This window comes from Streptomyces sp. SPB162 (genome assembly GCF_029504575.1).
Classification (GTDB): Bacteria; Actinomycetota; Actinomycetes; order Streptomycetales; family Streptomycetaceae; genus Actinacidiphila.
In genome coordinates, this window is record NZ_JAQFII010000001.1 from 2264792 (window position 1) to 2289708 (window position 24917).

General features: G+C 72.9%; 22 protein-coding genes, 1 other RNA gene and 2 pseudogenes. 13 read left to right on the forward strand and 12 right to left on the reverse strand.

Going from position 1 to position 24917, the window contains the following annotated elements:
• Positions 1-76: 76 nt before the first annotated feature.
• A pseudogene (locus M2266_RS10420) lies at positions 77-316 on the forward strand (transposase family protein); the annotation flags it as partial.
• 152 nt (positions 317-468) lie between these two features.
• On the opposite strand, the gene rnpB reads toward M2266_RS10420, so the two are convergent.
• Positions 469-874, reverse strand: an RNA gene (rnpB, locus tag M2266_RS10425) — RNase P RNA component class A.
• A gap of 30 nt (positions 875-904) precedes the next feature.
• Positions 905-2363 (reverse strand): annotated as a pseudogene (locus tag M2266_RS10430) (RNB domain-containing ribonuclease).
• A 67-nt stretch (positions 2364-2430) separates the two neighbouring features.
• Here M2266_RS10430 and yaaA point away from each other — a divergent pair.
• Both yaaA and eda read left to right on the forward strand, forming a co-directional pair.
• Positions 2431-3219, forward strand: a complete 789-nt coding sequence (gene yaaA, locus M2266_RS10435; RefSeq protein ID WP_277437929.1) for a peroxide stress protein YaaA — start codon at positions 2431-2433, stop codon at positions 3217-3219.
• Positions 3220-3289: 70 nt separating this feature from the next.
• A complete protein-coding gene (eda, locus tag M2266_RS10440) occupies positions 3290-3916 on the forward strand; it encodes a bifunctional 4-hydroxy-2-oxoglutarate aldolase/2-dehydro-3-deoxy-phosphogluconate aldolase (RefSeq protein ID WP_277437930.1) in 627 nt (208 codons plus the stop codon).
• A 19-nt stretch (positions 3917-3935) separates the two neighbouring features.
• On the opposite strand, the gene M2266_RS10445 is transcribed toward eda, so the two are convergent.
• From M2266_RS10445 to M2266_RS10455, 3 genes are read right to left on the reverse strand one after another with little or no spacing between them, the layout of a single operon-like run.
• Positions 3936-5141, reverse strand: a complete 1206-nt coding sequence (locus M2266_RS10445) for a bifunctional RNase H/acid phosphatase (protein WP_277437931.1) — start codon at positions 5139-5141, stop codon at positions 3936-3938.
• Positions 5141-5884, reverse strand: a complete 744-nt coding sequence (locus M2266_RS10450) for a C4-type zinc ribbon domain-containing protein (protein WP_277441145.1) — start codon at positions 5882-5884, stop codon at positions 5141-5143. The genes M2266_RS10445 and M2266_RS10450 overlap by 1 nt, the downstream gene beginning before the upstream one ends.
• The gene (locus tag M2266_RS10455; RefSeq protein WP_277437932.1) at positions 5881-6828 is read right to left on the reverse strand and encodes a Nif3-like dinuclear metal center hexameric protein; all 948 of its coding nucleotides are present in this window, start codon (positions 6826-6828) and stop codon (positions 5881-5883) included. Before M2266_RS10455 ends, M2266_RS10450 begins: the two co-directional genes overlap by 4 nt.
• Positions 6829-7084: 256 nt before the next feature.
• Between M2266_RS10455 and M2266_RS10460 the strand changes: the two genes are divergently transcribed.
• Entirely contained in the window at positions 7085-8242 is a 1158-nt protein-coding gene (locus tag M2266_RS10460; RefSeq protein ID WP_277437933.1) for a hypothetical protein, read from the forward strand.
• Positions 8243-8406: 164 nt separating this feature from the next.
• Positions 8407-8541 (forward strand): hypothetical protein, encoded by a 135-nt coding sequence (locus M2266_RS10465; protein ID WP_277437934.1) that lies wholly within the window; start codon positions 8407-8409, stop codon positions 8539-8541.
• A 100-nt stretch (positions 8542-8641) separates the two neighbouring features.
• Here M2266_RS10465 and M2266_RS10470 read toward each other — a convergent pair whose 3' ends face one another.
• From M2266_RS10470 to M2266_RS10480, 3 genes are all read right to left on the reverse strand, one after another.
• Positions 8642-9589, reverse strand: a complete 948-nt coding sequence (locus M2266_RS10470; protein WP_277437935.1) for a 3-oxoacyl-ACP reductase — start codon at positions 9587-9589, stop codon at positions 8642-8644.
• 87 nt (positions 9590-9676) lie between these two features.
• A complete protein-coding gene (locus M2266_RS10475; protein WP_277437936.1) occupies positions 9677-10753 on the reverse strand; it encodes a Zn-dependent alcohol dehydrogenase in 1077 nt (358 codons plus the stop codon).
• Between the two features lie 98 nt (positions 10754-10851).
• Complete coding sequence (locus M2266_RS10480) at positions 10852-11706, reverse strand: MaoC/PaaZ C-terminal domain-containing protein (RefSeq protein WP_277437937.1); 855 nt, start codon at positions 11704-11706, stop codon at positions 10852-10854.
• A gap of 314 nt (positions 11707-12020) precedes the next feature.
• Here M2266_RS10480 and M2266_RS10485 point away from each other — a divergent pair, with 314 nt between their 5' ends.
• The 4 genes from M2266_RS10485 to M2266_RS10500 all read left to right on the forward strand — a co-directional run bounded on the left by M2266_RS10485 (position 12021) and on the right by M2266_RS10500 (position 15599).
• Positions 12021-13001, forward strand: coding sequence for an ABC transporter ATP-binding protein (locus M2266_RS10485; RefSeq protein WP_277441146.1), 981 nt, complete (start codon positions 12021-12023; stop codon positions 12999-13001).
• An 8-nt stretch (positions 13002-13009) separates the two neighbouring features.
• Positions 13010-13735 (forward strand): ABC transporter permease, encoded by a 726-nt coding sequence (locus M2266_RS10490; RefSeq protein WP_277441147.1) that lies wholly within the window; start codon positions 13010-13012, stop codon positions 13733-13735.
• A gap of 137 nt (positions 13736-13872) precedes the next feature.
• Entirely contained in the window at positions 13873-14988 is a 1116-nt protein-coding gene (locus M2266_RS10495; protein WP_277441148.1) for a sensor histidine kinase, read from the forward strand.
• Positions 14985-15599 carry a response regulator transcription factor gene (locus M2266_RS10500; protein WP_277437938.1) on the forward strand — a complete coding sequence of 205 codons (615 nt, stop codon included), beginning with the start codon at positions 14985-14987 and terminating at the stop codon, positions 15597-15599. The genes M2266_RS10495 and M2266_RS10500 overlap by 4 nt, the downstream gene beginning before the upstream one ends.
• 52 nt (positions 15600-15651) lie before the next feature.
• On the opposite strand, the gene M2266_RS10505 is transcribed toward M2266_RS10500, so the two are convergent.
• The 3 genes from M2266_RS10505 to M2266_RS10515 all read right to left on the reverse strand — a co-directional run bounded on the left by M2266_RS10505 (position 15652) and on the right by M2266_RS10515 (position 20223).
• The gene (locus tag M2266_RS10505; protein WP_277437939.1) at positions 15652-16599 is read right to left on the reverse strand and encodes a hydrolase; all 948 of its coding nucleotides are present in this window, start codon (positions 16597-16599) and stop codon (positions 15652-15654) included.
• A gap of 236 nt (positions 16600-16835) precedes the next feature.
• A complete protein-coding gene (locus M2266_RS10510; protein ID WP_277437940.1) occupies positions 16836-18038 on the reverse strand; it encodes a lipid-transfer protein in 1203 nt (400 codons plus the stop codon).
• 58 nt (positions 18039-18096) lie between these two features.
• Entirely contained in the window at positions 18097-20223 is a 2127-nt protein-coding gene (locus M2266_RS10515; protein ID WP_277437941.1) for an acyl-CoA dehydrogenase, read from the reverse strand.
• 161 nt (positions 20224-20384) lie between these two features.
• Between M2266_RS10515 and M2266_RS10520 the strand changes: the two genes are divergently transcribed.
• From M2266_RS10520 to M2266_RS10535, 4 genes are all read left to right on the forward strand, one after another.
• Positions 20385-21032: a class I SAM-dependent methyltransferase gene (locus tag M2266_RS10520; RefSeq protein WP_277437942.1), complete on the forward strand. Its 648-nt coding sequence runs from the start codon at positions 20385-20387 to the stop codon at positions 21030-21032.
• 56 nt (positions 21033-21088) lie between these two features.
• The gene (locus M2266_RS10525) at positions 21089-22072 is read left to right on the forward strand and encodes an N-acetylmuramoyl-L-alanine amidase (protein WP_277441149.1); all 984 of its coding nucleotides are present in this window, start codon (positions 21089-21091) and stop codon (positions 22070-22072) included.
• Between the two features lie 174 nt (positions 22073-22246).
• Positions 22247-23155, forward strand: coding sequence for a hypothetical protein (locus tag M2266_RS10530; protein ID WP_277437943.1), 909 nt, complete (start codon positions 22247-22249; stop codon positions 23153-23155).
• Positions 23156-23291: 136 nt separating this feature from the next.
• On the forward strand, positions 23292-24302 hold the full coding sequence (locus M2266_RS10535) for an LLM class F420-dependent oxidoreductase (RefSeq protein ID WP_277437944.1): 1011 nt from the start codon (positions 23292-23294) through the stop codon (positions 24300-24302).
• Between the two features lie 31 nt (positions 24303-24333).
• On the opposite strand, the gene M2266_RS10540 is transcribed toward M2266_RS10535, so the two are convergent.
• Complete coding sequence (locus tag M2266_RS10540; RefSeq protein ID WP_277437945.1) at positions 24334-24879, reverse strand: hypothetical protein; 546 nt, start codon at positions 24877-24879, stop codon at positions 24334-24336.
• Positions 24880-24917: the final 38 nt, after the last annotated feature.

The window sequence follows — 24917 nt, forward strand, 5'->3', positions numbered from 1 at the left end:
GGCCCCTCCCAGCGGTAGCTGGGGGAGAGCGCGCGTGCCAGGCGTCCCGGGCCAGGCGGGATGTGTCCGACACGGCCTAGCCGACCGCGGCTACCTGGGCGCCGGCCCATGGGTGACGACCCCGGTCAGGCGCCCTCCAGGCGGCGACTTGTCGCCGACCCACCGCACCGTCAACCGTGCGCTCTCCGCCGCGCGGACGCCAGTGGAGCGGGGCATGGCCCGACTGAAGTTCCGGCGGGTGTTCCGAAGAGCCCGCTGTAACCCGAATCGAATGTCGCCAATCGCCGCAGCCGTCCTCACCCTCGAGCGGCAACGCAGAAGGGCTCATCGATCGCGCGGTCATCATCATCCCCGCGCACGCTCTGGTTGCGCGTAAGCCCTTAGCAAACTGCCTCACCGCCGTCGCCAGATCCTTGCGCCCAACCCCGAACCGAAGAAACACGCTCTGACCCGCGGTTTTACAGGCGGCGGACGAGTCGGCCTGTACGCCGGGTTCTGTCTCCCTTGGTCCTTGCGGGCCAGGGGGAGGCGGTCATCCATCTGGGACCGACGTTGCCGCCGGCCTCGTGCGGTCTACCCGCGGACTCGGGCGGGCAGCCCTCAGTCATCCGCGCAGAGCCGCCTTGCGGCGGCCCATTCTTGACCTTGCTCCAGGTGTGGTTTACCTAGCCGTCCAGGTCACCCTGGACGCTGGTGGTCTCTTACACCACCGTTTCACCCTTACCGGGTGCCTTGCGGCTCCCGGCGGTCTGTTTTCTGTGGCACTGGCACGCGGGTCACCCCGGGTGGGCGTTACCCACCACCTTGCCCTGTGGAGCCCGGACGTTCCTCGGAAGGATCTCAAGGATCCCGCCGCGACCGCCCGGCCGGCTCGTCCGCCGTGCCGCCCATCCTAGTCGACGGCTCAGGGGTGGTCGGCCGGGGCGAAGAGGACCGTCGTCGTGGCCATGTCGGCTTGGGTGAGGCGAACGTGGACACGGCTGCCCAAGGGGAGGGGCCGGCGCCGCGGGTGGGGACTCCACGCGGGCCACGACGGCGGGGTCGTCCAGGTGGATGGTGCCGCTCGTCGGGTCGTGGTCGTCCAGGTCGATGACGAAGGCGTCGAAGACCTCACCGACACGGCCCTTGAGCAGGGCGGCCTCGATCAGGTTGACGCATGCGCGCTCTGCCTGGTTGGCGTGCGCGGTGCCCGCCGACATCTCCCGGGGGAGGTCCGGGAGCGCGGTGCGGACCCAGTCCGGGGGCTGCTCCCCCGCGACGGCGGAGAGGCAGAGCTCGCCGGCGTAGCGATCGACCAGGCGGCGCAGCGGGGCCGTGCAGTGGGCGTAGGGGGCGGCGACGGCGGCGTGTTCCGCGTGCTCGGGGGCGGCGCCGTCGAAGACGGTGTAGCCGGCGCCGCGCAGCAGCGAGGTGCACTCCTGGAGGAAGGCGGCGTGGTCGGGGCGGTGGGGGTCGAGGGAGCGGATCAGCTCCGGGTACGGGACGCCGGCCGGCCAGTCGATGCGGAGGGCCGCCGCGACACGGCGGAGCCGGTCGGACGCGGCCGCGGGGGCGGCGGGGAGCGTGCGGAGGATGCCGGCGCCGGAGCGGATCATGAGGTCGGCGGCGGCCATGCCGGTGAGCAGGGAGATCTGGGCGTTCCAGCCCTCGGCGGCCAGCGGGGCGCGGTACTCGAGTACGTAGCCGTCGCCGTCGGGGCGCTGCTCGATCTCCTGCTCGGGGACGTTGAGGGAGATGCCGCCGCGCTCCCGTTCGAGCCCCTCACGGAGCAGGCCGATCCTCTGCAGGAGGGCGACGGGCTCCTCCGCGGTGCCGGCGTCGAGGGAGCGCTGGACCGTCGCGTAGTCGAGCTTGGCGCGGCTGCGGACGCGGGCGCGGCGGACGTCGGCGGCGGTGACCGAGCCGGTGGAGTCCAGGTCGATCCGCCACAGCAGGGCGGGACGGTCCTGGCCGGGGAGCAGGCTGGCGGCGTTCTCGCTGAGGACCTGCGGGTGGAGGGGGACGCGCTCGTCGGGGAAGTACAGGGTGGTGACCCGGCGGTGCGCCTCGGCGTCGAGGGCGCCGCCCGGCGTGACGAACGCCGCGACGTCCGCGATGGCGTAGTGCACCCGGTAGCCGTCGGCGCGGGCGGCGAGGTGCATGGCCTGGTCGAGGTCGGTGGAGGCGGGCGGGTCGATGGTGAAGAGCGGTATGTCGGTGGCGTCGAGCTCCGGCATCCGCGGGTTCTCGGCGGCCTGCCGGGCCTCGGCCAGCACGGCGGGCGGGAAGTCCTCCGGGACGGCGAGCCGGACGCGCAGCTGACGCAGCGCGTCACGCAGCAGGGTTCCGTCGGTGGCCGGGGCGTGCAGGTGGCGGCGGGGCATGGGGTGAGCGTATGACGGCCGTAGGCTGCATGCGGTTCGTGTTGGATCCATCCGAGGGAGAACTGCCGTGCTCGTCCTGCTTCCGCCGTCCGAGGGCAAGGCCGCCGTGGGCGCCGGTCCGGCCGTCGACCTGGCGTCGCTCTCGCTCCCCGGGCTGACGGGGACGCGGTCGACGGTGCTGGGCGAACTGGTGGAGCTGTGCTCGGGCGACGAGGAGAAGGCCGCGGAGGTCCTGGGGCTGAGCCCGGGGCTGCGCGGCGAGGTCGCCAAGGACGCGGGCCTGCTCACCGCTCCGACGCTGCCGGCCGGTGAGCTGTACACCGGCGTGCTCTACGACGCCCTGGGGCTCGCGACGCTGAGCACCGCCGCCCGGCGGCGCGCGAAGGACTCCCTGCTGGTCTTCTCCGGCCTGTGGGGCGCGGTGCGCATCACGGACCGGATCCCGTCGTACCGCTGCTCGATGGGGGTGAAGCTGCCCGCGCTGGGCGCGCTCGGCGCGTACTGGCGGGAGCCGATGGCCGAGGTCGTCCCGGAGGCGGCGGGCGGGGGCCTGGTGCTGGACCTGCGCTCGTCGGCGTACGCGAGCGCGTGGAAGCCCAAGCCGCGCGGCGAGTTCGCGGCGCGGACGGCCACGGTGCGGGTGCTGCAGGTGACGGTGGTCGACGGCGTCGAGAAACGGTCCGTGGTGAGCCACTTCAACAAGGCCACCAAGGGGCGGCTGGTGCGCGCGCTGTTGGAGTCGGGCGCGAAGCCCAAGACGCCGGCCAAGCTCACGCAGACGCTGCGGGAGCTGGGCTTCGTGGTCGAGGTGCAGGCGCCGGGGAAGCTCGACGTGCTGGTGACCGAGATCCACTGAAGCCACGGATCAGGGGCCGCGTTGCATCCCGCGCAACGCTCGTTGCGCAGGATGCTGGGGCGCGGGCAGGATGACGGGCATGACTTCCGTGCTCGACCTCGCCCCCGTCGTCCCCGTCGTCGTCCTGGAGGACGCCGCCGACGCCGTACCGCTGGCCCGCGCCCTCGTCGCGGGCGGGCTGCCGGCGATCGAGGTCACCCTGCGGACGGACGCCGCGCTGGACGCCATCGCCGCCATCGCCCGCGAGGTCCCGGACGCGGTGGTGGGCGCGGGGACCGTGCTGACGCCCGAGCACGTCGGCGCCGCCGTCGCCGCGGGCGCCCGCTTCCTGGTCAGCCCGGGGTGGACCGACCGGCTGCTGGAGGCGATGCGCGCCTCGGGGCTGCCCTTCCTGCCCGGGGTCTCGACCACGTCGGAGGTGGTCGCGCTGCTGGAACGCGGCATAACGGAGATGAAGTTCTTCCCGGCCGAGGCCGCCGGCGGCACCGCGTATCTGACGTCGCTCGCCGCACCGCTGCCGCGCGCGCGGTTCTGCCCCACGGGAGGCATCGACGCGGCCGCCGCGCCGCGCTACCTGGCGCTGCCCAACGTCGGCTGCGTCGGCGGCACCTGGATGCTGCCCGCCGACGCGCTCCGCGCCAAGGACTGGGACCGCGTCGAGGCCCTCGCGCGCGAAGCCGCCGTCCTGCGCGGCTGAACCGGAGAACGGCGCCGCTCTACCGGACGTGCGAGGTGTCGTTCAGCAGCCTCAGCGACGCGTTGCCGTCCGCGTAGTACGCAACCGTCGAGACGGACGCGGCCGCCAACTCCATACGGAACATCGACTCGGGCGGCGCACCCAGCGCCAGCCGGACCAGCGTCTTGACGGGCGTCACGTGCGTGACGAGCAGCACCGTCTTCCCCGCGTAGCGCGCCAGGAGCTTGTCGCGGGACAGCGCCACCCGGCGGGCGACCGCCGCGAAGCTCTCGCCGCCGGGCGGGGCGGTGTCGGCCGAGGCCAGCCAGGCGTCCAGTTCGGCTGGGAAACGCTCCCGCACCTCGGCGAAGGTGAGCCCCTCGAAGCTGCCGAAGTCGGTCTCGCGCAGGCCCTCGTCAATGCGCACGTCAAGGCCGAGGCGGGTCGCGACGGCTTCGGCGGTCTGCCGGCAGCGGGCCAGCGGGGAGCTGACGATCGCCTGCACGGCGCCCGTACCCCTGCCCGACGCCGCGAACGCGGTCGCGGCCTGCTGCGCCTGCCAACGGCCCTTCTCCGACAGGTCGGGATCACCACCGCCGCTGCCCGAGAACCGCTTCTCGGGCGTCAGGGCGGTCTCGCCGTGCCGGAGCAGGACGAACGTGGTGGGCGTCCCGAGGTCGGCGGGCGCCGACCAGCCCGCCGTCGGTGCCGCCTCGGGAAGGGTGTCCCGCACCGCGTCGGCCGCCGAACCCTCGGCGGGAACCGCGACGTCGATGCCACCGCCCAGCCCCAGTTCGCTGCGCACGACGGGAGCCTGCGGCTCCCACTGCCGCCCCCGCTTGCCCGCGTCCATCGCCTCGTTCGCGAGCCGGTCCGCGTGCTTGTTCTTCTCGCGCGGGATCCACTCGTACGTCACCTGGCCGACCGGCAGCACGGCCTTGGCCTCGGCCGCGAGCGGCCGCATGTCCGGGTGCTTGATCTTCCAGCGCCCCGACATCTGCTCGACGACGAGCTTGGAGTCCATCCGGACCCTGACCACCGCCTCGGGATCGAGGGCCTTGGCGGCCCGCAGTCCCGCGATCAGACCCCGGTACTCGGCGACGTTGTTCGTGGCGTGCCCGATGTACTCGGCGACCTCGGCGAGGGTCTCGCCGCCGGCCGGGTCGAGGACCACGGCGCCGTAGCCCGCCGGGCCCGGGTTGCCCCGGGACCCGCCGTCGGCCTCGACGACGAGACCACGAGCCATCAGAGGCCGGAGTCCGAGGTGCGGACCAGGATGCGCATGCAGTTCTCGCAGCGGACGACGGCGTCGGCCGGAGCGCCCCGCACCTCGCCCAGTTCGGTGATGTTGAGCTCCAGCCGGCAGCCTTCGCAGCGCTTCTGGTAGAGCCGGGCGGCGCCGACGCCGCCCTGCTGCGAGCGCAGCTTGTCGTAGAGCTTCAGGAGGTCGGCCGGAACGGATCCGGCGACGATCTCGCGCTCCTTGACGGACTTGGAGGCCTCGGCGTCGATCTCGGCCAGCGCGGCGGACCTGCGGGCCTCGGCCTCGGCGGCCTTGGCCTGCACGGACTCCACCCGACGGGTGAGCTCCTGGACCCGCTCCTGCATGGCCTCGCGACGCTCCATGACCTCCAGGACGACGTCCTCGAGGTCGCTCTGCCGCTTGGCGAGCGAGATGATCTCGCGCTGCAGGTTCTCCAGGTCGCGCGGGGAGGCCGCCGCACCAGAGTCGAGCCGCTGCTGGTCGCGGGCGGCGCGCTGGCGCACCTGGTCCACGTCCTGTTCGGACTTGGTCTGCTCGCGGGCGGTGTCGCTCTCCTCGGTCTGCGCGGCGACGAGCAGGTCGCGAAGCTGCGTGAGGTCGGCGTTCAGGCGGTCGAGCTCGGCGTGCTCGGGAAGGTGGTGCCGCTTGTGGTCCAGCTGCTGGATACGCGAGTCGAGCGCCTGGACTTCGAGGAGGCGGATCTGGTCGGCGGGGGCGGCGTTCAGCGGGGGGCTCCTGGGTGAGACTGCGGGCGCGAGGCGCTCGTTGGAAGGGTGGCTTCGGGCGACTTGCGGGAAGAAAGGGAGGAGGACGTGCCGGACACGGCCTCCGGTGCGGGCTCGTGGGCCGTCCACGGGTCGGTGACCTGGTGCGACACATACGTCCGCAGGGCCCAGCCGTGCCGGTCGGAGATCTCGTCGAGCTGGCCCGCGGCCTGCTCGCACCACGGCCACTCGGTTGCCCAGTGTGCGGCATCCACCAGTGCGGGCCTACCGTCGGAGGCGAGTCCCCACTGCTGGGCCTCGGAGGCCGGGTGGTGGCGGAGGTCCGCGGTGAGGTAGGCGTCGACGCCCGCCGCGCGGACGTCGTCGAAGAGCCCGTCGCCCGAGCCGCCGCAGACGGCGACGGTCCGGACCAGCTGCTCGGGGTCCCCCGCGACACGTAGCCCGGTCGCCGTGCGCGGCAGGCCGCGGGCGGCCCGGGCGGCGAACGCGGCCAGCGTGAGCGGGGCGTCCAGCTCGCCGATGCGGCCGAGGCCGCGGCGGCCCGACGGATCGGTCCCGTCCGGCACGAGGGGGCCGGTGATGCGCAGCCCGACGGCGCCGGCGAGGGCGTCGGAGACTCCCGGGTCGGCGCGGTCGGCGTTGGTGTGCGCGACGTGCAGGGCGACATCGTTCTTGATCAGCGTGTGCACCACCCGGCCCTTGAAGCCGGTGGCGGCGACCGTCGACGTACCGCGCAGGTACAGCGGATGGTGGGTGACCAGCAGGTCGGCACCGATCCGCACCGCCTCGTCGGCGACCTCCTGGACGGGGTCGACGGCGAACAGCACCCGCGTGACCTCCGCCTCCGGATCGCCGCAGACCAGGCCGACGGCGTCCCAGTCCTCTGCCTGATGAGGGGGCCAGAGGGTTTCGAGCGCGGCGATGACGTCGGACAGTGAGGGCACGGGAGGAAGGTTACCGCCCTCCCCCGCGCCGACCGTATTCGCGGGCGGCCGGACGACGGTTACCGGACTACTTGACGCGCTCCGCCCGGTGTCCCCCGCCCAGTCCGGAAGCTCTGGTTCCGGTCATGGATCACACCTAACGCCCGCTCCTCGGGTAAACGGAGGAAGCGCCACCCTTACGTGTGAACTGCACCGACTCGCCGTGATCGTCCGGAAGCGCGAAAACTAGCGTCGTACTCCGGAGGTGGACCAACACATGACGGCTTGTGCCATCGAAAAGGCCACGGTGCTGCGGGCAGGGTTCACGATCGCGTCCGACGGCTCGTACGCGGCCTGCCTCACCGAGTCGGGTGAGGGCGGCTGGTACCCCGAGCGCTGGACGCTGGCCGGCCCCGAGCCGTACACCGTCCCGCTGCCCGGCAACCAGCCGGAGGAACCCGGCACCGAAGTGCTGCCGCTGCCCGACGGGCGGGTGCTCATCCGCCGCCGCGTCGCCGACCGCTTCGACCTCGCGCTGCTCTACCCGACCGGGCCCGGCACCGGCGAGCTGCCGCTCGGCTCCCTGTGGTCCCTGGAGGGCGAGGAGGTGCGGCTGCTGCCGCCGGTCGCCGGAGCGGCCTTCGCCCTCGCCCACACGGAAGCCGCCACCCAGGTGTGGCTCGTCTGCGGCAGCGGCGGCGGCAACCACAACGGCGGGCCGCAGCTGCTCGCCACCGTGCCCGGCCGCTGCACCGGCGGGGTCTGGCTGGACCGCGCCGGCCGGCTGCTCGCCCTCAACCGCGTCGGTCCGGACGGCGGCCGCACCAAGGCGGTCTCCGTCGACCTGCGGGAGGGCGAGGTGACCCCGCTGCTGCAGATCGCCGAGGACAGCGACGACCGGGTGCTGCTCGCCGAGCCCGACAGCGGTCTGCTCCTGCTCCGCAGCAACGCGCCCGGCACCGACCGGCTCGGCTGGGGCGTGCTGGACAGCCGGCGGCCGGTGCGCTTCCCGGAGGCGCTGCGCAGGGACGACACGGTCCTCACGCCGTTCGCCGCGCAGTCCGGCCAGATACTGATGCCGGAGGCGTCGGCGGTGGCGCTGCGCGCCGAGGGTCCCGACGGGGCCGCCCCCGTGGTCTGGCGGCCGGGCGAACGGACGGTGACCTGGCTCACCGCGCCCGAGGGCTGGCTGGCGGGCACCGGGCTGTGGTCGGCGCGCGGCTCGCTGCGGCTGCCGTACGCGTGCGCGCGCTGGCCGTTCGGGCTGACCGAGTACGAGGCACCGGCCGCGGCTCCCGCACCGGCCGTCACGGGCGTCGCACGGGCGGCGGTCGGGGGCGCCGCGCCGGACGAGCGGGCGGGCGGTGACGAGCCGCGGACGATGTCCGTGCTCCCCCTCCAGCAGGCCCCGCTCGACACCGCGCGGGCACGGTGACCCCGATGATCTCCGGACGCGTCCGCCGACTACACTCGCCGGGGGCTACGCATCCGGACCCCTCGGGCACCGAGGGTGACCAACGGGCTTACCCGCAGGCCGAATTGGGGATATTCGGCCGCTTCAAGCGCACACCGGCAGGCCATTCACGGGGGAGACGCTCCATGTCCGACAACACATCCGACTCCGGCGAGGGTCACGACAACGCCGGGGGTCGCCACCGCGGTACCGCGTCGCCACACGACAGCGCCGGCGACGCGCACGGACGCCACCGGCGCCCCTCGAGCAACCAGGACTGACCTGGCGGTCGGCCGGCGGCCCCGGGCCCGCCCGGCGCTCGGGGGTGGGGGCCGCGGGGCCTGGGCCGCGCTTCGCGGCCTTGGTGACTCGCCGGGAGGGCTACTCGTGTTTCAGGGCCAGGACTTCCGTGGCCGCGAACGTCTGGTTCGGGTCGCGGTCCGCGTAGTACGGGGTCAGCAGGCCGTCGAGTTCGTCGAAGCCGAAGACGTCCTTGGCCGTGTCGAACCTGGCGGCCACGCGGGGGCGGTCGATGACCGCGACCATGCCGCCATGCACGACGAAGAGCTGGCCGTTGGCGCGCGCGGCCGCGGGTGAGGCGAGGTAGCCGACGAGCGGGGAGACATGCTCGGGGGCGAGCGGGTCGAGACCCTCCTCCACGTCCAGATAGCCCGCGAAGACGTCCTCCGTCATCCGGGTGCGGGCGCGCGGGCAGATCGCGTTGGCCGTGACGCCGTACTTGCCGAGTGCGAGCGCCGTGGAGGTGGTGAGCCCGACGATGCCGCCCTTGGCGGCGGCGTAGTTGGGCTGCCCGGCCGAGCCGGCGAGGAACGCCTCGGAGGAGGTGTTGACGATGCGGCCGTAGACCGGCCCGGCCGCCGCCTTGGAGCGTTCCCGCCAGTGGACGGCAGCGAAGTGGGTCGTGTTGAAGTGGCCCTTGAGATGGACGTGGATCACCGCGTCCCACTCCGCCTCCGACATCGAGAAGATCATCCGGTCGCGGAGGATGCCCGCGTTGTTGACCAGGATGTCGAGCTTTCCGTAGGTGTCGACGGCGAGCCGGACCAGCCCGCGGGCCTGCTCGAAGTCGGCCACGTCGCCGTGGTGCGCGACCGCCTGCCCGCCCGCCGCGACGATCTCCGCCGCGACCTCCTCCGCCGGGGTGGCGGACGCCGCGCCCGAGCCGTCCCGGCCCGGCTGGCCGAAGTCGTTGACGACGACGCTCGCGCCGAGCCGTCCCAACTCCAGGGCCTCGGCCCGTCCGAGGCCGCGCCCGGCCCCGGTGACGATCGCGGCAAGACCCGACAGTTGCTGCCCGTGCACAGACATCCTGGTCCTCTCAGCTGCAGGTGCGGGTTCCAACGGTTCCGACCGTTCCAACGGTTCGACGGTTCGACGGCTCGACGGCTCGACGGCTCAGATGGTGATGCAGGTGCGCAGCGCCTCGCCGGTCCGCATCTGGTCGATCGCGTCGTTGATCTCGTCGAGCCGCACCCGGTGGGTGATCAGGTTCTCCAGGTCGATGCGGCCGGCACGCCAGAGCTTGATGACGCGCTCGTAGGAGCGCAGCACGTCGCCGCCGCCGTAGAGCGAGGGCAGGATGCGCTTCTCGTCGAAGAACAGCTCGAACATGTTGATCTGCAGGTTGTCGTCCATGGCACCGGCGCCGACGATGCACAGGGTGCCGCCGCGGCGGGTGGTCTCGTACGCGGTGCGGGCGGTGGCGGACTTGCCGACGACCTCGAAGACGTAGTCGAAGCCCTCGCCCGCGGTGACGCGGTTCTTGGCGTCGGCCAGGCCGTCGGGGGCGACGCCCTCGGTCGCGCCGAACCGCAGGGCCGCCTCGCGCCGGCTCTCGACCGGGTCGATGGCGACGATCTCTGCGGCGCCCAGCGCCCGCGCGCCCTGGATGACGCTGATGCCGACCCCGCCGCACCCGATGACGGCGACCGACGAACCGGCCTCCACCTTCGCGGTGTTGATGGCGGCGCCGATGCCGGTGGTGACTCCGCAGCCGATCAGCGCGGCGATCTCGTACGGCACGTCGTCCGGGATCGGGACGGCGCACAGCGAGTCGACGACGACCTCCTCGGCGAAGGTGCCGGTGCCGGCGAAGCCGAAGACGTCACCGCCGGGGCGCTTGTAGTTGGGGGTGCCGGCGTTGAGGAATCCGGCGATGCAGAGCTGGGTCTGGCCGCGCTTGCAGGACGCGCAGGCGCCGCAGGCCGGCAGCCAGCAGACCAGCACGCGGTCACCCGCCTTGACGTGGGTGACGCCCTCACCGACCTCGACGATCTCGCCGGCGCCCTCGTGACCGGGCACGAACGGCGCGGGCTGCGGCAGGACGCCGCTCATCGCCGACAGGTCGGAGTGACACAGTCCGGTCGCCCGGATGCGGATCCGCACCTTGCCGGGCCCGAATCCCACCGCCTCGACGTCATCGAAGACCTCGAGTTTGTCCTGGCCTATCTCCTGCTGGATTGCTGCGCGCACGGGTGCGGCTCCCTTCGCGAGGTGCGGAATGGTGCGGGGTCGGGCGGGGTCGGGCGGGGTCGTACGGATGGCGCTGTTCCCGCTGCCGGCGGGGAGGGTTACGCGTGTTCCACGACGGTGTCCGCGAGGACCGGCGCGTCGTCCCGGTCGACCGAGGTCGCCGACACCTGGATGCGGCCGTCCGCCCGCCACATCCGCACGCGCAGCGTCTCGCCGGGGAAGCAGATCCCGGCGAAGCGGGTGGAGTAGGCGCGGACCCGCGCGACATCGCCGTCGAGCATCGTGTCGACGACGGCCTTGAGGACGATGCCGTACGAGCACAGACCGTGCAGGATCGGCTTGTCGAAACCGGCGACCTTGGCGAACTCGGGGTCCGCGTGCAGTGGGTTCCAGTCGCCGGACAGCCGGTAGAGCAGCGCCTGGTCCTCACGGGTGGCGACCTCGACCGTGCGGTCCGGGTCGCGCTCCGGGGCCTCGGTGCGGACGGAGGGACCGCGGTCGCCGCCGAAGCCGCCCTCGCCGCGGACGAAGATCTGCGTGTCGGCCGCCCACAGCGGCCCCTCGTCGTCGGCGACTTCCGAGCGCAGCACGATGACGGCCGCCTTGCCCTTGTCGTGGACGGCGGCGATCCGGCTGGTCTGCACGGCCTTCCCGGTGGCCGGGATCGGTCGGTGCAGCTCGATGCGCTGACCGCCGTGCAGCACGGCGGCGAGGTTCACGTCGATCCCGGGCGCGCTCAGCCCGCCCGCGGCGGCCAGGCTGCCGCCCGCGACGGTGACGAAGCTGGGCAGCACCTGCAGCCTGCTCTCCAGCGTGTAGCGCAGCTCGTCGGGATCCGTGGCCGGCCGGCCGGCGCCCACGCCCAGGTGGTAGAGCAGGACGTCCTTGTGGTCCCAGGCGAGGTCGGTGGTGCGGGGTTCGGCCGCGGTGGCCTTCGCGACGTCGATGGGCATGGTCCGGCTTGCTCCTTCGCCGTGGGACTGGAACGTGCGGATACCTCACGGAACCGACGGCGGGGCCGCGTGTCGTGGAGGACCCCGGCGCGGCTGTCCGCACCGTCGGCCGCGCCGGGGTCGATCAGGGCTGCCGGAACGTGTTTAGAACGTGTTCTAGCAATGCTCATGTATAACGCATCGCCCCGAGCCTGTGAATAGCTGACGCACCATCAGATCGCGCCACCCGTGACATTTGTCCCGGCCGACCCCGTACATTCACCTCTGCCGAGGTCAGGGCCGTTCTCCGTACCGTCGACGGCATGACGACGACGATGCGAACCGAACCCGCGGTGCGGTTCTCGGGGGCGGTCAAGGCCTTCGGGAACGTCCGCGCCGTGGACGGGATGGACCTGGAGATCCAGCGGGGCGAGGCCGTGGCGCTGTTGGGCCGCAACGGGGCCGGGAAGTCCACCGCGATCGGCCTGCTGCTGGGGCTGGACACGCCGGACGCGGGCGAGGTGCGGCTCTTCGGGGGGCCGCCGGAGCGGGCCGTGCGCCAGGGCCGGGTCGGCGCGATGCTGCAGGACGGCCGGCCGGTGCCGCGCGTCACCGTGCGCGAACTCGTCACGTTCGTGGCCAGGGCGTACCCCGCGCCGATGCCCGTGGACGAGGCCCTGGAGCTGGCCGGCCTCACCGCTCTCGCCCGCCGCCGGGTCGACCGGATCTCCGGCGGCCAGGCCCAGCGGGTGCGCTTCGCGGTGGCGCTGGCCGGGAACCCGGAGCTGCTGGTGCTCGACGAGCCGACCGCCGCACTCGACGTCGAGGCGCGGCGCGCCTTCTGGGACTCGATGCGCGGGTACGCCCGGCGCGGCAACACCGTGCTGTTCTCCACCCACTACCTGCAGGAGGCGGACGAGAACGCCGACCGGATCGTGGTCGTCGACCGGGGCCGGATCGCCGCCGACGGCAGCGGTGAGCGGATCAAGTCCGCGGCCGGCGGCAACCTGGTCAGCATCGACCTGGCCGGCGCCGGCTCCGCCGGCCTGCGGCTGCTCCCCGGCGTGACCGCCGTCGAGATCCGCGGCGACCGGGCGCGGCTGCGGACCAGCGACTCCGACGCCACCGTGATGGCCCTCGCCGAGCGCGGCGCCGTCCGCGGGCTCGAAGTGACGGCGGCCAGCCTGGAGGACGCGTTCCTCGCCCTCACCGACACGCACGACTCCCCCACCGGCACACCCGACTCGGCCCCCACGCACGCACCCGAATCCCGCACCGACACGCGCGACTCGGCCCGTACCAAGGAGACGATCTGATGCCCGTCATCGTGGAGTACGTCAAGTTCGAGGTGCGTCGCGCGCTGCGCGATCCCGGGTTCGTGATGTTCGGCGTCGGCATGCCGCTGGTGATGTACCTGCTCTTCACCAACCTGGGCGTCAGCGGCGACGACAAGGACGACTACGCCGCCTACTCGATGATCGGCATGGCCGCGTACGGCGCGCTCGGTGCGGCGATCGGCACCGGGACCGGCGTCGCGGAGGACAAGGGTCTGGGCTGGCTGCGGCAGTTGCGGGTCACCCCGATGAGCCCGCTGCAGGTCGTGGTGGGCCGTGCCCTCACCGGCTCGGTGACCGTGCTCCCGGCGATCGGCGCGGTGCTGCTGGCCGGCGCGCTGATCAACGGGGTGAGCCTGGCGGCCTGGCAATGGGTCGCGGCGGCCGCGCTGCTGTGGCTCGGCACCATCCCCTTCACCCTGCTCGGCCTGGGCAACGGCTACGGCCTGACGGCGCAGACCACCGGACTGGCCAACACGGCCTGCATGATCGCCCTCGCGGTGATCGGCGGCCTGTGGTTCCCGACCTCGCTCTTCCCCGGATGGCTGGCCGCGATCTCGCGCTGGACGCCCACGGCCCGCTTCGGCGACCTCGGGTGGAGCGTCGTCGCCGGACACGCCCCGGGAGCCGGCACGGTGGCGGTGCTCGGCGGATGGCTGCTGCTCTTCGGCGGATACGCCGTCCTCTCTTACCGCCGGGGGGCGCGTACCGCATGATGTGGGCTGATCGTGGCACGGGCGGGACGACGGGGAGCGGAACGGGCATGGTCGACATGTGGGGGTTGCGGGCCTGGGGTCGGCGGGGCGGCTGCGGCGAGGGCGGGCCCCGGGACTTCGGCGAGGAGATCGACCGGATGAAGGGCCCGGACGGCGGGTCGCTCATCCCCTGGCTGCTGATGGCCAGCGGACCCGCCGTCGACGTGGCCAAGGACCAGGTGGCGCACCCCTGGCTGGCCGGCACCGGTCTCGCCGTCTTCTGCGTCCTGTACGTCTGCGCCGTCCGCTCCGGTTTCAGCGACCGCTACAAGGGCGGTCCGGTGCCGGTCCGGCTGCTGATCGCCCAGGCCGCCGTCACCTTGGCCCTCACCCTCGCCTACGGCGGCAACTGGCTGCTGCTCTTCCCGCTGCTGTCGCTGGCGTGCGGCGTCAGCGCCCGCGGCCGCCGGCTGGGCATGGTCCTGATCGGGCTCAGCGTCTCCAGCGGCGTGATCAGCGGGATGGTGCACCACGAGAGCTTCTGGAACACCGCGACCCTCTCCTACGGCACCTTCCTGTCCGGCCTGGTCGTCTCCGTGATCCTCACCCTCTTCGACGCCGTCCACATGCTCAAGGCCACCCGTCAGGAACTGGCGCGCAGCGCGGTGGCGGAGGAGCGGATGCGCTTCTCCCGCGATCTGCACGACCTGCTCGGCCACACGCTCTCCGTCATCGTGGTCAAGTCCGAGGCCGCCCGCCGGCTGGCGCCGCGCGACATGGACGCCGCGCTCACCCAGGTCGCCGACATCGAGGCGGTCGGCCGGCAGGCCCTCACCGAGATCCGCGAGGCCGTCACCGGCTACCGCGAGGGCAGCCTGGCCACCGAACTGGACCGGGCGCGCTCCGCGCTGTCCGCCTCCGACATCGAGGTCGTCGTCCGGGAGTCCGGGCCGCCGCTGCCCCCACAGGCCGAGGCGCTGCTGGGCTGGGTGGTCCGCGAGGGCGTCACCAACGTCGTACGGCACAGCGGCGCTTCCTCGTGCGAGATCGAACTGCGCTCCGCCGGCGGGAAGGCCCGCCTGACGATCACCGACAACGGCTCCGGCGTAAACTCGGCGGCGGCCGCCACCACGGCGCACCGCATCGGCACCGGCCTCAAGGGCCTGTCGGAACGGCTCGCCGCGGCCGGCGGCTCCCTGGACTCGGGCCCGGCGCAGCGCCGCGGCTTCCAGGTGACCGCGGAACTGCCCGTCGAGGAGGAATACGCCGCATGACCGACCCGATCCGGGTACTGCTGGCTGAGGACCAGGGCATGATGCGGGGCGCGCTGGCGCTCCTCCTGGACCTGGAGGACGACATCGAGGTCGTCGCCCAGGTTGCGGCCGGCGACCTGATCGTCGGGGCGGCGCTCGCCGCCCGGCCGGACATCGCGCTGCTCGACATCGAACTCCCCGGCCGCAGCGGGCTGGACGCCGCCGCGGACCTGCGCGAGCAGCTGCCCTCCTGCCGGGTGCTGATACTCACGACGTTCGGACGGCCGGGCTATCTGCGCCGGGCGATGGAGGCGGGCGCCGCCGGCTTCCTCGTCAAGGACGGACCGGTCGAGGACCTGGCGGGCGCCATCCGCCGCGTCCTGGCCGGCGAACGCGTCGTCGACCCGGCCCTCGCGGCGGCCGCCCTGAGCGCCGGGCCCAGCCCCCTCACCGCACGGGAGCGGGACGTGCTCAACGCGGCCGCCGACGGGGCCACCGTCTCCGACATCGCGGGCAAACTCCACCTGTCGGAGTCCACCGTCCGCAACTACCTCTCCGCGGCGATCGGCAAGACCGGCACCCGCAACCGCATGGAGGCGGTCCGCTCGGCCCGCCGGAGCGGCTGGCTGTAGCGCTGACGGCGCCTGCGGACGGGCCGGTTCGGCCCGCCCGGCAGGGGCCGGTTCAGCTCGCCCGGGAGAGCCACGCGGTGGCGTTCAGGGCGAGGGCCGCGTTGGTGGCGGTGGAGTCGTTCCAGCCGTCGTAGAGGGTGTTGCCGGACTGGCCGGTGCCGTCGTCGATCGGGGAGCTGTCGCCCCAGACCGCGACCCGGCCGCTACCGAAGGTGCTGGTGGCGAAGAACGCGCCGGTGGTGCCGGTGGAGCTGTAACCGGTGCGCCAGAGCAGGCCCCTGACGGCGGGGTTGTCGGCCGGCTTGAGGGTGAAGGTGGTGCCGCTGGCGATCAGGCTCTTGGTCACCTTGCCGAAGGTTCCGTTCAGCACCGGGTTGGCGCTGTCGTTGATCGCCGCCGGGTGGTCGGAGCTGATGCTCAGCTTGTCGACGGAGAAGCCGAACGGGTCGGTGCTGTCCACCGTGTTGTTCGTCATCAGATCGTTGATGATCTTCACGGCGTCGGCGCCGTCGTTGTTGCGGTCGGCGCCGGTGTGGTCCGAGATCAGGAAGAGGCCGCCGCCGTGCTGCACGAACGTCATCACGGCGGTCTTCTCCGCGGCGGTGAGCAGGACGTTGGGTTCCGGCAGCACGAAGGTGTCGAAGTTCGCGAGGTCCGTCGTGGCGGACGTCCCGTACGTGATCCGGCCCCCCGCGGGCAGTGTCTTGAGCGAGTATCCGCCGGTCTTCTGCAGCGCCACGCCCCAGGACGAGAGGGCGCCGGTCCAGTCCTTGTCTGACTTGGGTGCCGCGTTCTGGCCCAGCGGGTCGGGCTGGCTGGTGCCGATGATCCAGTCGGCGTTGCCCGCCGTCTCGGCGTGCGCGTTGTCGAACAGGACGCGGTGGGGGGTGGCCGCGTGGGCGCCGTGGGCGGTCGCCGTCTGGACGACGGTGCCCGCGGTGAGGGCGCCGAGGACGGCGAGGGCGCTGGTGAAACGTCGGGACCTGCTGTTGCGGAGCATCGGGCGTACCTCCGTGGGGGGGTGGGAGAGGTCGTGCGGCCGCCCAGTCTGCGCGCGTAGAACGTCGTGTGGGGAACGACCGGGCAACGCACCATTGAACGGTACATGCCACGCTCGCCCCCAACAACGGCCCCTGCGCCCCGGCCGGGGCGGCCGCCCCCACCCGGCGCCCCCAACCGCCGTCCCGGTCAACCGCCGTCCCGGGCGCCCGCCGTCCCGGTCAGCCGCCGTCCCGGTCAGCCGCCGGGCCGCCGCAGCAGGGTGACGACGGCGGCGCCGCCCAGCCCGATGTTGTGCGCGAGACCGACCCCGGCCCCCTCGACCTGCCGCGCTCCCGCCTCGCCCCGCAGCTGCCAGACCAGTTCGGCGGCCTGGGCGAGGCCGGTGGCGCCGAGCGGGTGGCCCTTGGAGATCAGACCGCCCGACGGGTTGACGACCCAGCGGCCGCCGTACGTGGTGGCGCCGTCGCCGATGAGCTTGCCGGACTCCCCTTCCCCGCACATGCCCAGCGCCTCGTACGTCAGCAACTCGTTGATGGAGAAGCAGTCATGGAGCTCGATGACGTCGACGTCCTCGATCCCGAGCCCGGACTGCTCGTAGACCGCGTGCGCCGCCGCCCGCGACATGGGCTTGCCCACCACGTCGATGCACGAGCCCGACGAGAAGCTCTCGCCGGTGTCGGTGGTCATCGCCTGACCGGCGATCTCCACCGCCCGGTCCGCCAGACCGTGCTCGCGTACGAAGCGCTCCGAGACCACCACCGCGGCGGCAGCACCGTCCGAGGTCGGTGAGCACTGCAATTTGGTCAGCGGGGCGTGGATGGTCCTGGCGGCGAGGATCTCCTCGACGGTGTGGACGTCCTGGAACTGGGCGTTGGGGTTGTTCGCCGAGTGACCGTGGTTCTTCGCACCGACCCCCGCCAACTGCTCCGCCGTCGTGCCGTACCGCTCCATGTGCTCCCGTGCGGCGTTGCCGAAGATCTGGGCGGTCGGCGGGGTCATCTCGAAGCCGTGCCCGGCCGCCATCACCCCGTAGTGCCGGGCGACGGGCGAGGTCGCGAAATCTCCGCCGCTCGAACCGGCGCCCAGCGCGCCCTTGGTCATCTTCTCGAAGCCGAGCGCCAGCACGCAGTCGTTGAGGCCGCCCGCCACGAACTGCCGGGCCATCATCAGCGCGGTGGACCCCGTGGCGCAGTTGTTGTTGACGTTGTAGACCGGCACCCCGCTGAGTCCCAGTTCGTAGACCGCCCGCTGGCCGGCCGTCGACGCCTGGTAGCAGTACCCGACCGGCACCTGCTCCACGAGGTCGTAGGGGATCCCGGCGTCGGCCAGGGCCGCGGTGCCCGCTTCCTTCGCCATGTCCCAGTACTGCCAGTCGCGGGTCTCGGGCTTCTCGAACTTCGTCATGCCGACGCCGACGACGAAGACCTTGCTGGTCATACGTACTCCTTCGGTCACAGGTCCGGACGGGGATTCGGTCACGGGGAAGGGCGGGAATTCAGTCACGGGGGAGGCCGAGGATCCGCTCGGCGACGACGTTGAGCTGCACCTGCGTCGTGCCGCCCGCGATGGTCAGGCAGCGCGCCATCAGGAACCCGTGCAGGGCACGTTCGTCCGTGACGCCCTCCGGGCCGAGCAGTTCCAGCGCCAGTTCGGCGATGCGCTGCTGGTGCGGGGTCTGGACGAGCTTGCGCACCGAGGCGCCGGCGCCCGGCTCCAGGCCCGACACCTGCTGCAGCGTGGTCCGCAATCCGATGCACGCGAGCGCGTGCGCCTCCACGAGCAGTCCGCCGAGCCGGTCGCGCACCACCTCGTCCGCGGCGTCGACCCGTCCGATCAGCGCCTCCAGACCGGTGTCGAAGGCCACCTGGTCCGCCATGTGCACCCGCTCGTTGCCGAGCGTGTTCCGGGCCACGCGCCAGCCGCCGTTCACCTCCCCGACGACGGCGTCCGCCGGCAGCACGACGTTGTCGAAGTACACCTCGTTGAAGAGCGAGTCGCCGGTGATCTCCTTCAGCGGCCGGATGTCGATGCCGGGCGTGTTCTTCATGTCGACCACGAAGTACGTCAGCCCTTTGTGCTTGGGCGCCGCCGGATCCGTCCTGGCCAGCAGGATCCCGAAGTCCGACCACTGGGCGGCGGACGTCCACACCTTCTGCCCGTTGACGTTCCACCGGCCGTCCGGCAGCCGCTCCGCCCGGGTCCGCAACGACGCCAGGTCGGAGCCCGCGCCCGGCTCCGAGAACAGCTGGCACCACAGCGCCTCACCGCGGAGCGTGCGCGGCACGTAGCGGTCCCGCTGCTCCTGACTGCCGTGCGCGATCAGGGAGGGCACCACCCACGTGGCGATCCCCAGGTCGCTCACCTTCACCCCGGCCGCCCGCAGTTCCTGCTGCACCACCAGCTGCTGCACGGGCCCGGCGCCCAGACCGTACGGGGCCGGGAGGTACGGCGCGGCGTACCCGGTGGGAGCGAGCACCTTGCGCGCGGCGGCCGGATCGAGCCCGGCGGCTGCCGCCACCACCCCCCGCGCCCGCGTCCGGTGGTCCGCGGCCTCCGGCGGCAGATCGAGCCGCAGTTCCCGGCGGGCCCCCTCCGCCGCCAGCTCGGCCACCCGCAGCCGGAAGGTGTGTCCCGCCCCGAGCAGCTGCCGGACGGCGGTCGCCCGCCGCAGGTACAGGTGTGCGTCGTGCTCCCAGGTGAAGCCGATGCCGCCGAGGATCTGGATGCAGTCCTTGGCGCAGCCGAAGGCGGCCTCGATGGCGGCGGCCGCCGCCATCGCGCCCGTCAGTGGCAGGACGTCACGCGCCGCGTCCCAGGTCAGGGCCCGCGCCTGCTCGACGCGTACGAGCATGTCCGCGCACGCGTGCTTCACCGCCTGGAACTGCCCGATCGGCCGCCCGAACTGCTCACGCACCTTCGCGTACCCGGTCGCCGTACGCAGTGCCCAGCCCGCGATCCCGCACGCCTCGGCGGCGAACAGCACCCGCGCCAGGTCCTCCACCGTCCCCGGCTCGATCCCCAGCACCCGCTCGGGCGGCACGGCCACCCGCCGCGCCACCACCTCGGCGGTGCGCCGCGTCGGGTCGGCCCCGGGCCGCTCGCGCACCTCCAGCGCCTCGGCGTCCACGGCCATCCACACCGCACCGGCCCGCAGCACGATCAGCCCGGCCTGCGCCCCGCCGAGCACGGGCGGGGCGATGCCGTCCAGTACGTACCCACCGCCCCCCGACGGCTCGGCCGTCATCGACCCCGCGCCCAGCGCGACGGCCGCGATCCTGCTGCCGTCCACCAGCCCCGGCAGCAGCGCCTTGCCCTCCGCGGCCCGCGCCAGCACGGCGCCCGCCAGTACGGTCGGCAGGAACGGCCCCGGCAGGCAGGCCGCCCCGAACTCCTCCAGCACGACCGCCAGATCCAGCAGCCCACCGCCGCCCCCGCCGAACTCCTCCGCCAGATGCACCCCCGGCCATCCCTGCGCGGCGACCTCCCCCCACCACGTCGGCGTGCCGGGCTCCCCCGTCGCGTCCAGCGCCGCCCGCACGGCTTCGGGAGGCACGTTCCGGGCGACCCACCCGCGGGTGGCCGCCGCCAACTCCTGGTGCTCTTCGGTGATTCCGATGCCCATGCGGACGGATACTAGAACGTGTTCCATTCTGACGGAAGGTCAGGGATGGGTCCGGCCGCGGCGGGGACCGGGCCGTCCGCCGGACCCCCGCGCCGCAACCGGCACCCCACCTGGCAGGATGCCCGGACGACCACCCCGTCACGACGAAAGAAGGCGGCGCCATGGCCACCCTGGACCCCAGCCACCGAGCCGCGTTCGAGGCCGCCAAGGGATTCATGCCGCTCGACGAGGGGCTCGCCCTGCACGCCGCCGCCGGCGACGCAGCCGCGCGCCTGCCCGGCCTGCCCCTGCTGGAGGTGGGCACGTACTGCGGGCGCTCCACCATCCTGCTGGCCGCCGCGGCCCGGGCGGCCCGGACCGTGGCCGTCACCGTCGACCACCACCGCGGCAGCGAGGAGCAGCAGCCCGGCTGGGAGTACCACGACAAGGAGCTCGTCGACCCCGAGGTCGGCCTGATGGACACCCTGCCGACGTTCCGGCGGACCCTGCACGCGGCAGGCCTCGAGGACGACGTCATCGCCGTCGCCGGCCGCTCCCCCCAGGTCGCCGCGGTCTGGGGCAGGCCGGTCGCCCTCGTCTTCATCGACGGCGGACACACCGACGAACACGCCACCGCGGACTACGAGGGCTGGGCCCCGCACGTGGCGCCGGACGGCCTGCTCGTGGTGCACGACGTGTTCCCGGATCCGGCGGACGGCGGCCAGGCGCCGTACCGGGTGTACCGGCGGGCGCTGGACTCCGGCGCGTTCACGGAGGTCTCCGTGACCCGCTCGCTGCGCGTCCTGCGGCGTACAGGACCCGGGATCTGAGACGGTCGCCGCCGGTGGCCGATAGCATCGGAACCGTGTTCAGCGACGAGTCGAGGATGAGCGGCAGGACCGGCGCGGCGGTCGTCTCCGTGGCCGCGTTGGTGCCCACCTGCTTCGCGGGCTGGCTCGTGTACCAGTCGATGCACGGGCCGAGCGGCGACGGCGGGGCCCAGCGGGTGCTGCCCCTGCCGTCGGTCTCGGCCCCGACCAATCCGGACGACCGGACGAACGGCAAGGCCGCCTCGCCGGTCTCCCCCGGGAGCCCGGACGCGGCGGCGGGCTCGTCCTCGGCGGCGGACCAGGACCGGAAGACGTCCGGTACGTCCCCGGCGGCCGGCACGTCCGCCGCCCCGGCGGCGCTCCCGCTCAGGGGAAGGACCGTCGTCCTCGACCCGGGCCACAACACGAACAACGTCGACCACACCGCGGACATCAACCGGCTCGTCGATATCGGGACCACCCGCAAGGAATGCGACACGACGGGCACTTCCACCAACGGCGGCTACGCCGAAGCGTCGTTCAGCCTCGACGTGTCCCGGCGGGTCCGTGCCCTGCTCGCCGAGCGGGGGGCGAAAGTGCGGCTGACGCAGGACGGCGACCGGTCGTTCGGACCGTGCATCGACGAGCGGGCGCGGATCGGCAACGAGGCGCACGCCGACGCGGCCGTGTCCATCCACGGGGACGGCTCGGCGGCGGGGAACCGCGGATTCCATGTGATCACCCCGGCGTCCGTGCACGCGGGGATCGCCGACACCCGGCCCATCGTGGCCCCGTCCGACCTGCTCGGTGTGGCGCTGAAGTCGCATTTCGCGTCCGCGTCCGGCTCGGCGCCCGCGAACTACCTGGCGGACGGCACGGGGCTGATGGCCCGCAGCGATCTGGGCGGCCTCAACCTCTCCACCGTCCCCAAAGTACTCATCGAATGCGGCAACATGCGGGACGCGCAGGACGCGGCCAAGTTCACCGACCCGAAGTGGCGGCAGCGAGCAGCGGAGGGCATCGCTGACGGCATTACGGCTTTCCTCCAGGAGAAGAGGTGACCAACCGGTAGCCATTCGGCGCCGATTGCGCACCAGTTGTCGCACCCGGCTCACGGCGTGCGAACCACACCCTTACGATGGGGGGCCACTCCCGCGCCTCGCCCTGAACCGGTAGAGAGCGCTGCGCGTTCCGGCGACAGCGACGACGACCCCGAGACCGACAAAGGACCTTACGTGAACATCCGCTCCCTGTCCCGAGGAGACGGCGCGGTGATCGGAGCAGCGGTGCTGCTGCTGATCGCTTCGTTCCTGCCGTTCTTCTCCTTCGACGTTGGTCAAGGTTCCGACAAGACGGTCAGTACGTGGAGCGCGGCACTGTTCCCGCTGCTTCCGACCGTGACCCTCGCCGCGCTGGCGGCGGCGGCCCTGATCGTCCTCGGCCGGGCCATGGTGCCCGCGGGCCGTCAGGTGGCCGGGCTGACCCTGGAGCAGTGGGGCACCGCGCTGGCGGTCTTCGTCGGCTGGGCGGCGCTGTGGTCGGCGTTCTCCACCGTCGTCCCGGACTTCGGTGACGGCTTCGACAACGACAACATCAACAAGGGCGCCGGCGCGTGGCTGACGCTCATCTTCGGCATCGCGTTCGCGGTCCTCGCGGTGCTGTCGTCCCGCCTGCCCGCCCTGCAGGTACCGCTGCTGGGCGCCCCGAAGCAGCCGCAGCCGTACGGTGGCGCGCCCTACGGTGCGCCCCAGCCGGGCCTGGGACAGCCGGGTCAGCCGGGTATGCCGCAGCCGGGCGGCTACGGCTACCCCGGTGCTCCGGCGCCCGACCCGTCCTTCGGCGGCCAGCCGCAGCCGCAGCCGCACAGCTTCGGTGGCCAGGCGCCCTCGCCGGCCCCGCAGTCCCAGCAGCCGGCGCAGGGCCAGCAGCCGCAGTCCGGCTCCCCGGACTTCACCGCGTTCTGGTTCGCCGTGCCGGTGCCGCGTCCGCTGTTCGCGGAGGACGGTTCCTCCCACCAGATCGCCGAGCTGGCGCCGGGTACGTGGTACCTGGCGGTCGAGCAGCGCGGTGCGACGCTGATCGCGCAGACGCAGGACGGTCGTCGCGGCGTGCTGCAGGATTCCAGCGGGATTCAGCGCGGCTGACGTCCGCCGCGGAAGAAAACTCGTTCGGTGAGCCCCCGCCCGGAGTCCGGGCGGGGGCTCACGCCTTTCGCCGTGCCGGACCGTCCCGTACAGTCCCCATCTGACGTATCGTCAGATGCGGTGGAGGGGCGGCGCCATGAGGCTCGGGCTGGCACTCGGTTACTGGGGGCGCGGTCCCCGTCCACAGGATGTGGAACTGGCGCGGCAGGCCGAACGGCTCGGATACCACTCCGTGTGGACCGCCGAGGCCTGGGGCTCCGACGCGTTCACGCCGCTGACCTGGATCGCCGCGCACACCTCGCGGATCCTGCTGGGGACGGGCATCGCGCAGATGGCCGCCCGCTCCCCCACCGCCACCGCGATGCAGGCGCTCACCCTGGACCACCTGTCCGGCGGCCGGATGCTGCTGGGGCTCGGGCTGTCCGGACCGCAGGTGGTCGAGGGGTGGTACGGACGGCCGTTCCCGAAGAGCCCGTTGACCGCGACCCGCGAGTACGTCGACGTCCTGCGGCAGGTCTTCCGGCGGGAAGGCCCGGTGGAACTGGCGGGCCGCTTCCACAGCCATCCGTACTCCGGCGAGGACGGTACGGGGCTCGGCAGAGCGCTGAAGCCGATCACCCACCCGCTGCGGGCGGACCTGCCGATCCTGCTCGGCGCCGAGGGTCCGAAGAACATCGCCCAGACGACCCGCATCGCGGACGGCTGGATGCCGCTGTACTGGTCGCCGGCGCGCACCGACGTCTACGAGCTGTCGCTGGCCGAGGCTCCCGAGGACTTCATGGTCGCGCCCCTGGTGCGGGCGAAGGTGTGCGACGACGTGGCCGAGGGGCTGCTGCCGGTCAAGGCCATGCTCGGTTTCTACATCGGCGGGATGGGCGCGCAGACGAAGAACTTCCACGCCGACCTGATGGCCCGGATGGGGTACGCGGAGGAGGCGCGGCACATCCAGCGGCTCTTCCTGGACGGGCGAAGGGAGGAGGCGGTGCTGGCCGTTCCGGACGCGTTCGCCGACGAGATCTCGCTGGTCGGGCCGCGGGAGCGGATCGCCGAGCGGCTGCAGCTGTGGCGGGCGGGCCCGGTCACCGACCTCCTGGTGACCGCGCCCGACCCGGACACGCTGCGGGTGCTCGCCGAGCTGAACGGCTAGAGCACCAGGCCCGCAGAGACCGGATCCCGGCTCAGCCGCCGAGTTCGCTCGTGGACGGGATCTTCTCCTTCACGTCGGCGCCGGCCTGCTTCCCCGCTTCCTTGACGCCGTCGATCGTCTTCTGGAAGGAGCTGACCACGTCGTCCGTCGAATCGCCCTTCCGCAGCTTGTCGGGCAGCTCCTTGAGGGCGTCGATCCCGCTGGTCAGCGGGGCCATCAGTCGGGAGAGCGTCGGGTCGCCCTTGGCGTTGTCGGACGCCGCCTTGAGCCGGTTGTAGGCGAACGCCCCGGCCAGACCGCCCTTGACCAGCGCGAACGTCCGGCCGTCCGCACCCTTCTTGAACTTCCCCGCACGGGCCGGCTTGATGATCCACTGGTAGGTGGCGCCCGCCGCGAGCCCGGCGTTCGCGACGAAACGGGTCTTGGCGAGCTTCTGCTGCTCCACCGTGGTCGAGGGGGTCGGGCTCCCGGACACGTCGTTCTTCGCCTTGTCGTTGCACGCGGTCGTCGCGGCGAGGAGGGCGCCGGAGAGCAGCAGCGCGGTCAGCAGGCGGCGCAGGGGGATGCCATTCGGCACGGTCGGACCTCCGGGTACGGACGAGGCGCAGGACGGGG

Coding starts and splice junctions, on each gene's coding strand:
- M2266_RS10500 (WP_277437938.1), top strand. CDS start 14,985: ATGACCGACCCGATCCGGGTACTGCTGGCTGAGGACCAGGGCATGATG.
- M2266_RS10460 (WP_277437933.1), top strand. CDS start 7,085: ATGACGGCTTGTGCCATCGAAAAGGCCACGGTGCTGCGGGCAGGGTTC.
- M2266_RS10465 (WP_277437934.1), top strand. CDS start 8,407: ATGTCCGACAACACATCCGACTCCGGCGAGGGTCACGACAACGCCGGG.
- M2266_RS10485 (WP_277441146.1), top strand. CDS start 12,021: ATGCGAACCGAACCCGCGGTGCGGTTCTCGGGGGCGGTCAAGGCCTTC.
- M2266_RS10470 (WP_277437935.1), bottom strand. CDS start 9,589: ATGTCTGTGCACGGGCAGCAACTGTCGGGTCTTGCCGCGATCGTCACC.
- M2266_RS10535 (WP_277437944.1), top strand. CDS start 23,292: ATGAGGCTCGGGCTGGCACTCGGTTACTGGGGGCGCGGTCCCCGTCCA.
- M2266_RS10520 (WP_277437942.1), top strand. CDS start 20,385: ATGGCCACCCTGGACCCCAGCCACCGAGCCGCGTTCGAGGCCGCCAAG.
- M2266_RS10510 (WP_277437940.1), bottom strand. CDS start 18,038: ATGACCAGCAAGGTCTTCGTCGTCGGCGTCGGCATGACGAAGTTCGAG.
- M2266_RS10480 (WP_277437937.1), bottom strand. CDS start 11,706: ATGCCCATCGACGTCGCGAAGGCCACCGCGGCCGAACCCCGCACCACC.
- M2266_RS10495 (WP_277441148.1), top strand. CDS start 13,873: ATGAAGGGCCCGGACGGCGGGTCGCTCATCCCCTGGCTGCTGATGGCC.
- eda (WP_277437930.1), top strand. CDS start 3,290: ATGACGGGCATGACTTCCGTGCTCGACCTCGCCCCCGTCGTCCCCGTC.
- M2266_RS10525 (WP_277441149.1), top strand. CDS start 21,089: ATGAGCGGCAGGACCGGCGCGGCGGTCGTCTCCGTGGCCGCGTTGGTG.
- M2266_RS10515 (WP_277437941.1), bottom strand. CDS start 20,223: ATGGGCATCGGAATCACCGAAGAGCACCAGGAGTTGGCGGCGGCCACC.
- M2266_RS10505 (WP_277437939.1), bottom strand. CDS start 16,599: ATGCTCCGCAACAGCAGGTCCCGACGTTTCACCAGCGCCCTCGCCGTC.
- M2266_RS10445 (WP_277437931.1), bottom strand. CDS start 5,141: ATGGCTCGTGGTCTCGTCGTCGAGGCCGACGGCGGGTCCCGGGGCAAC.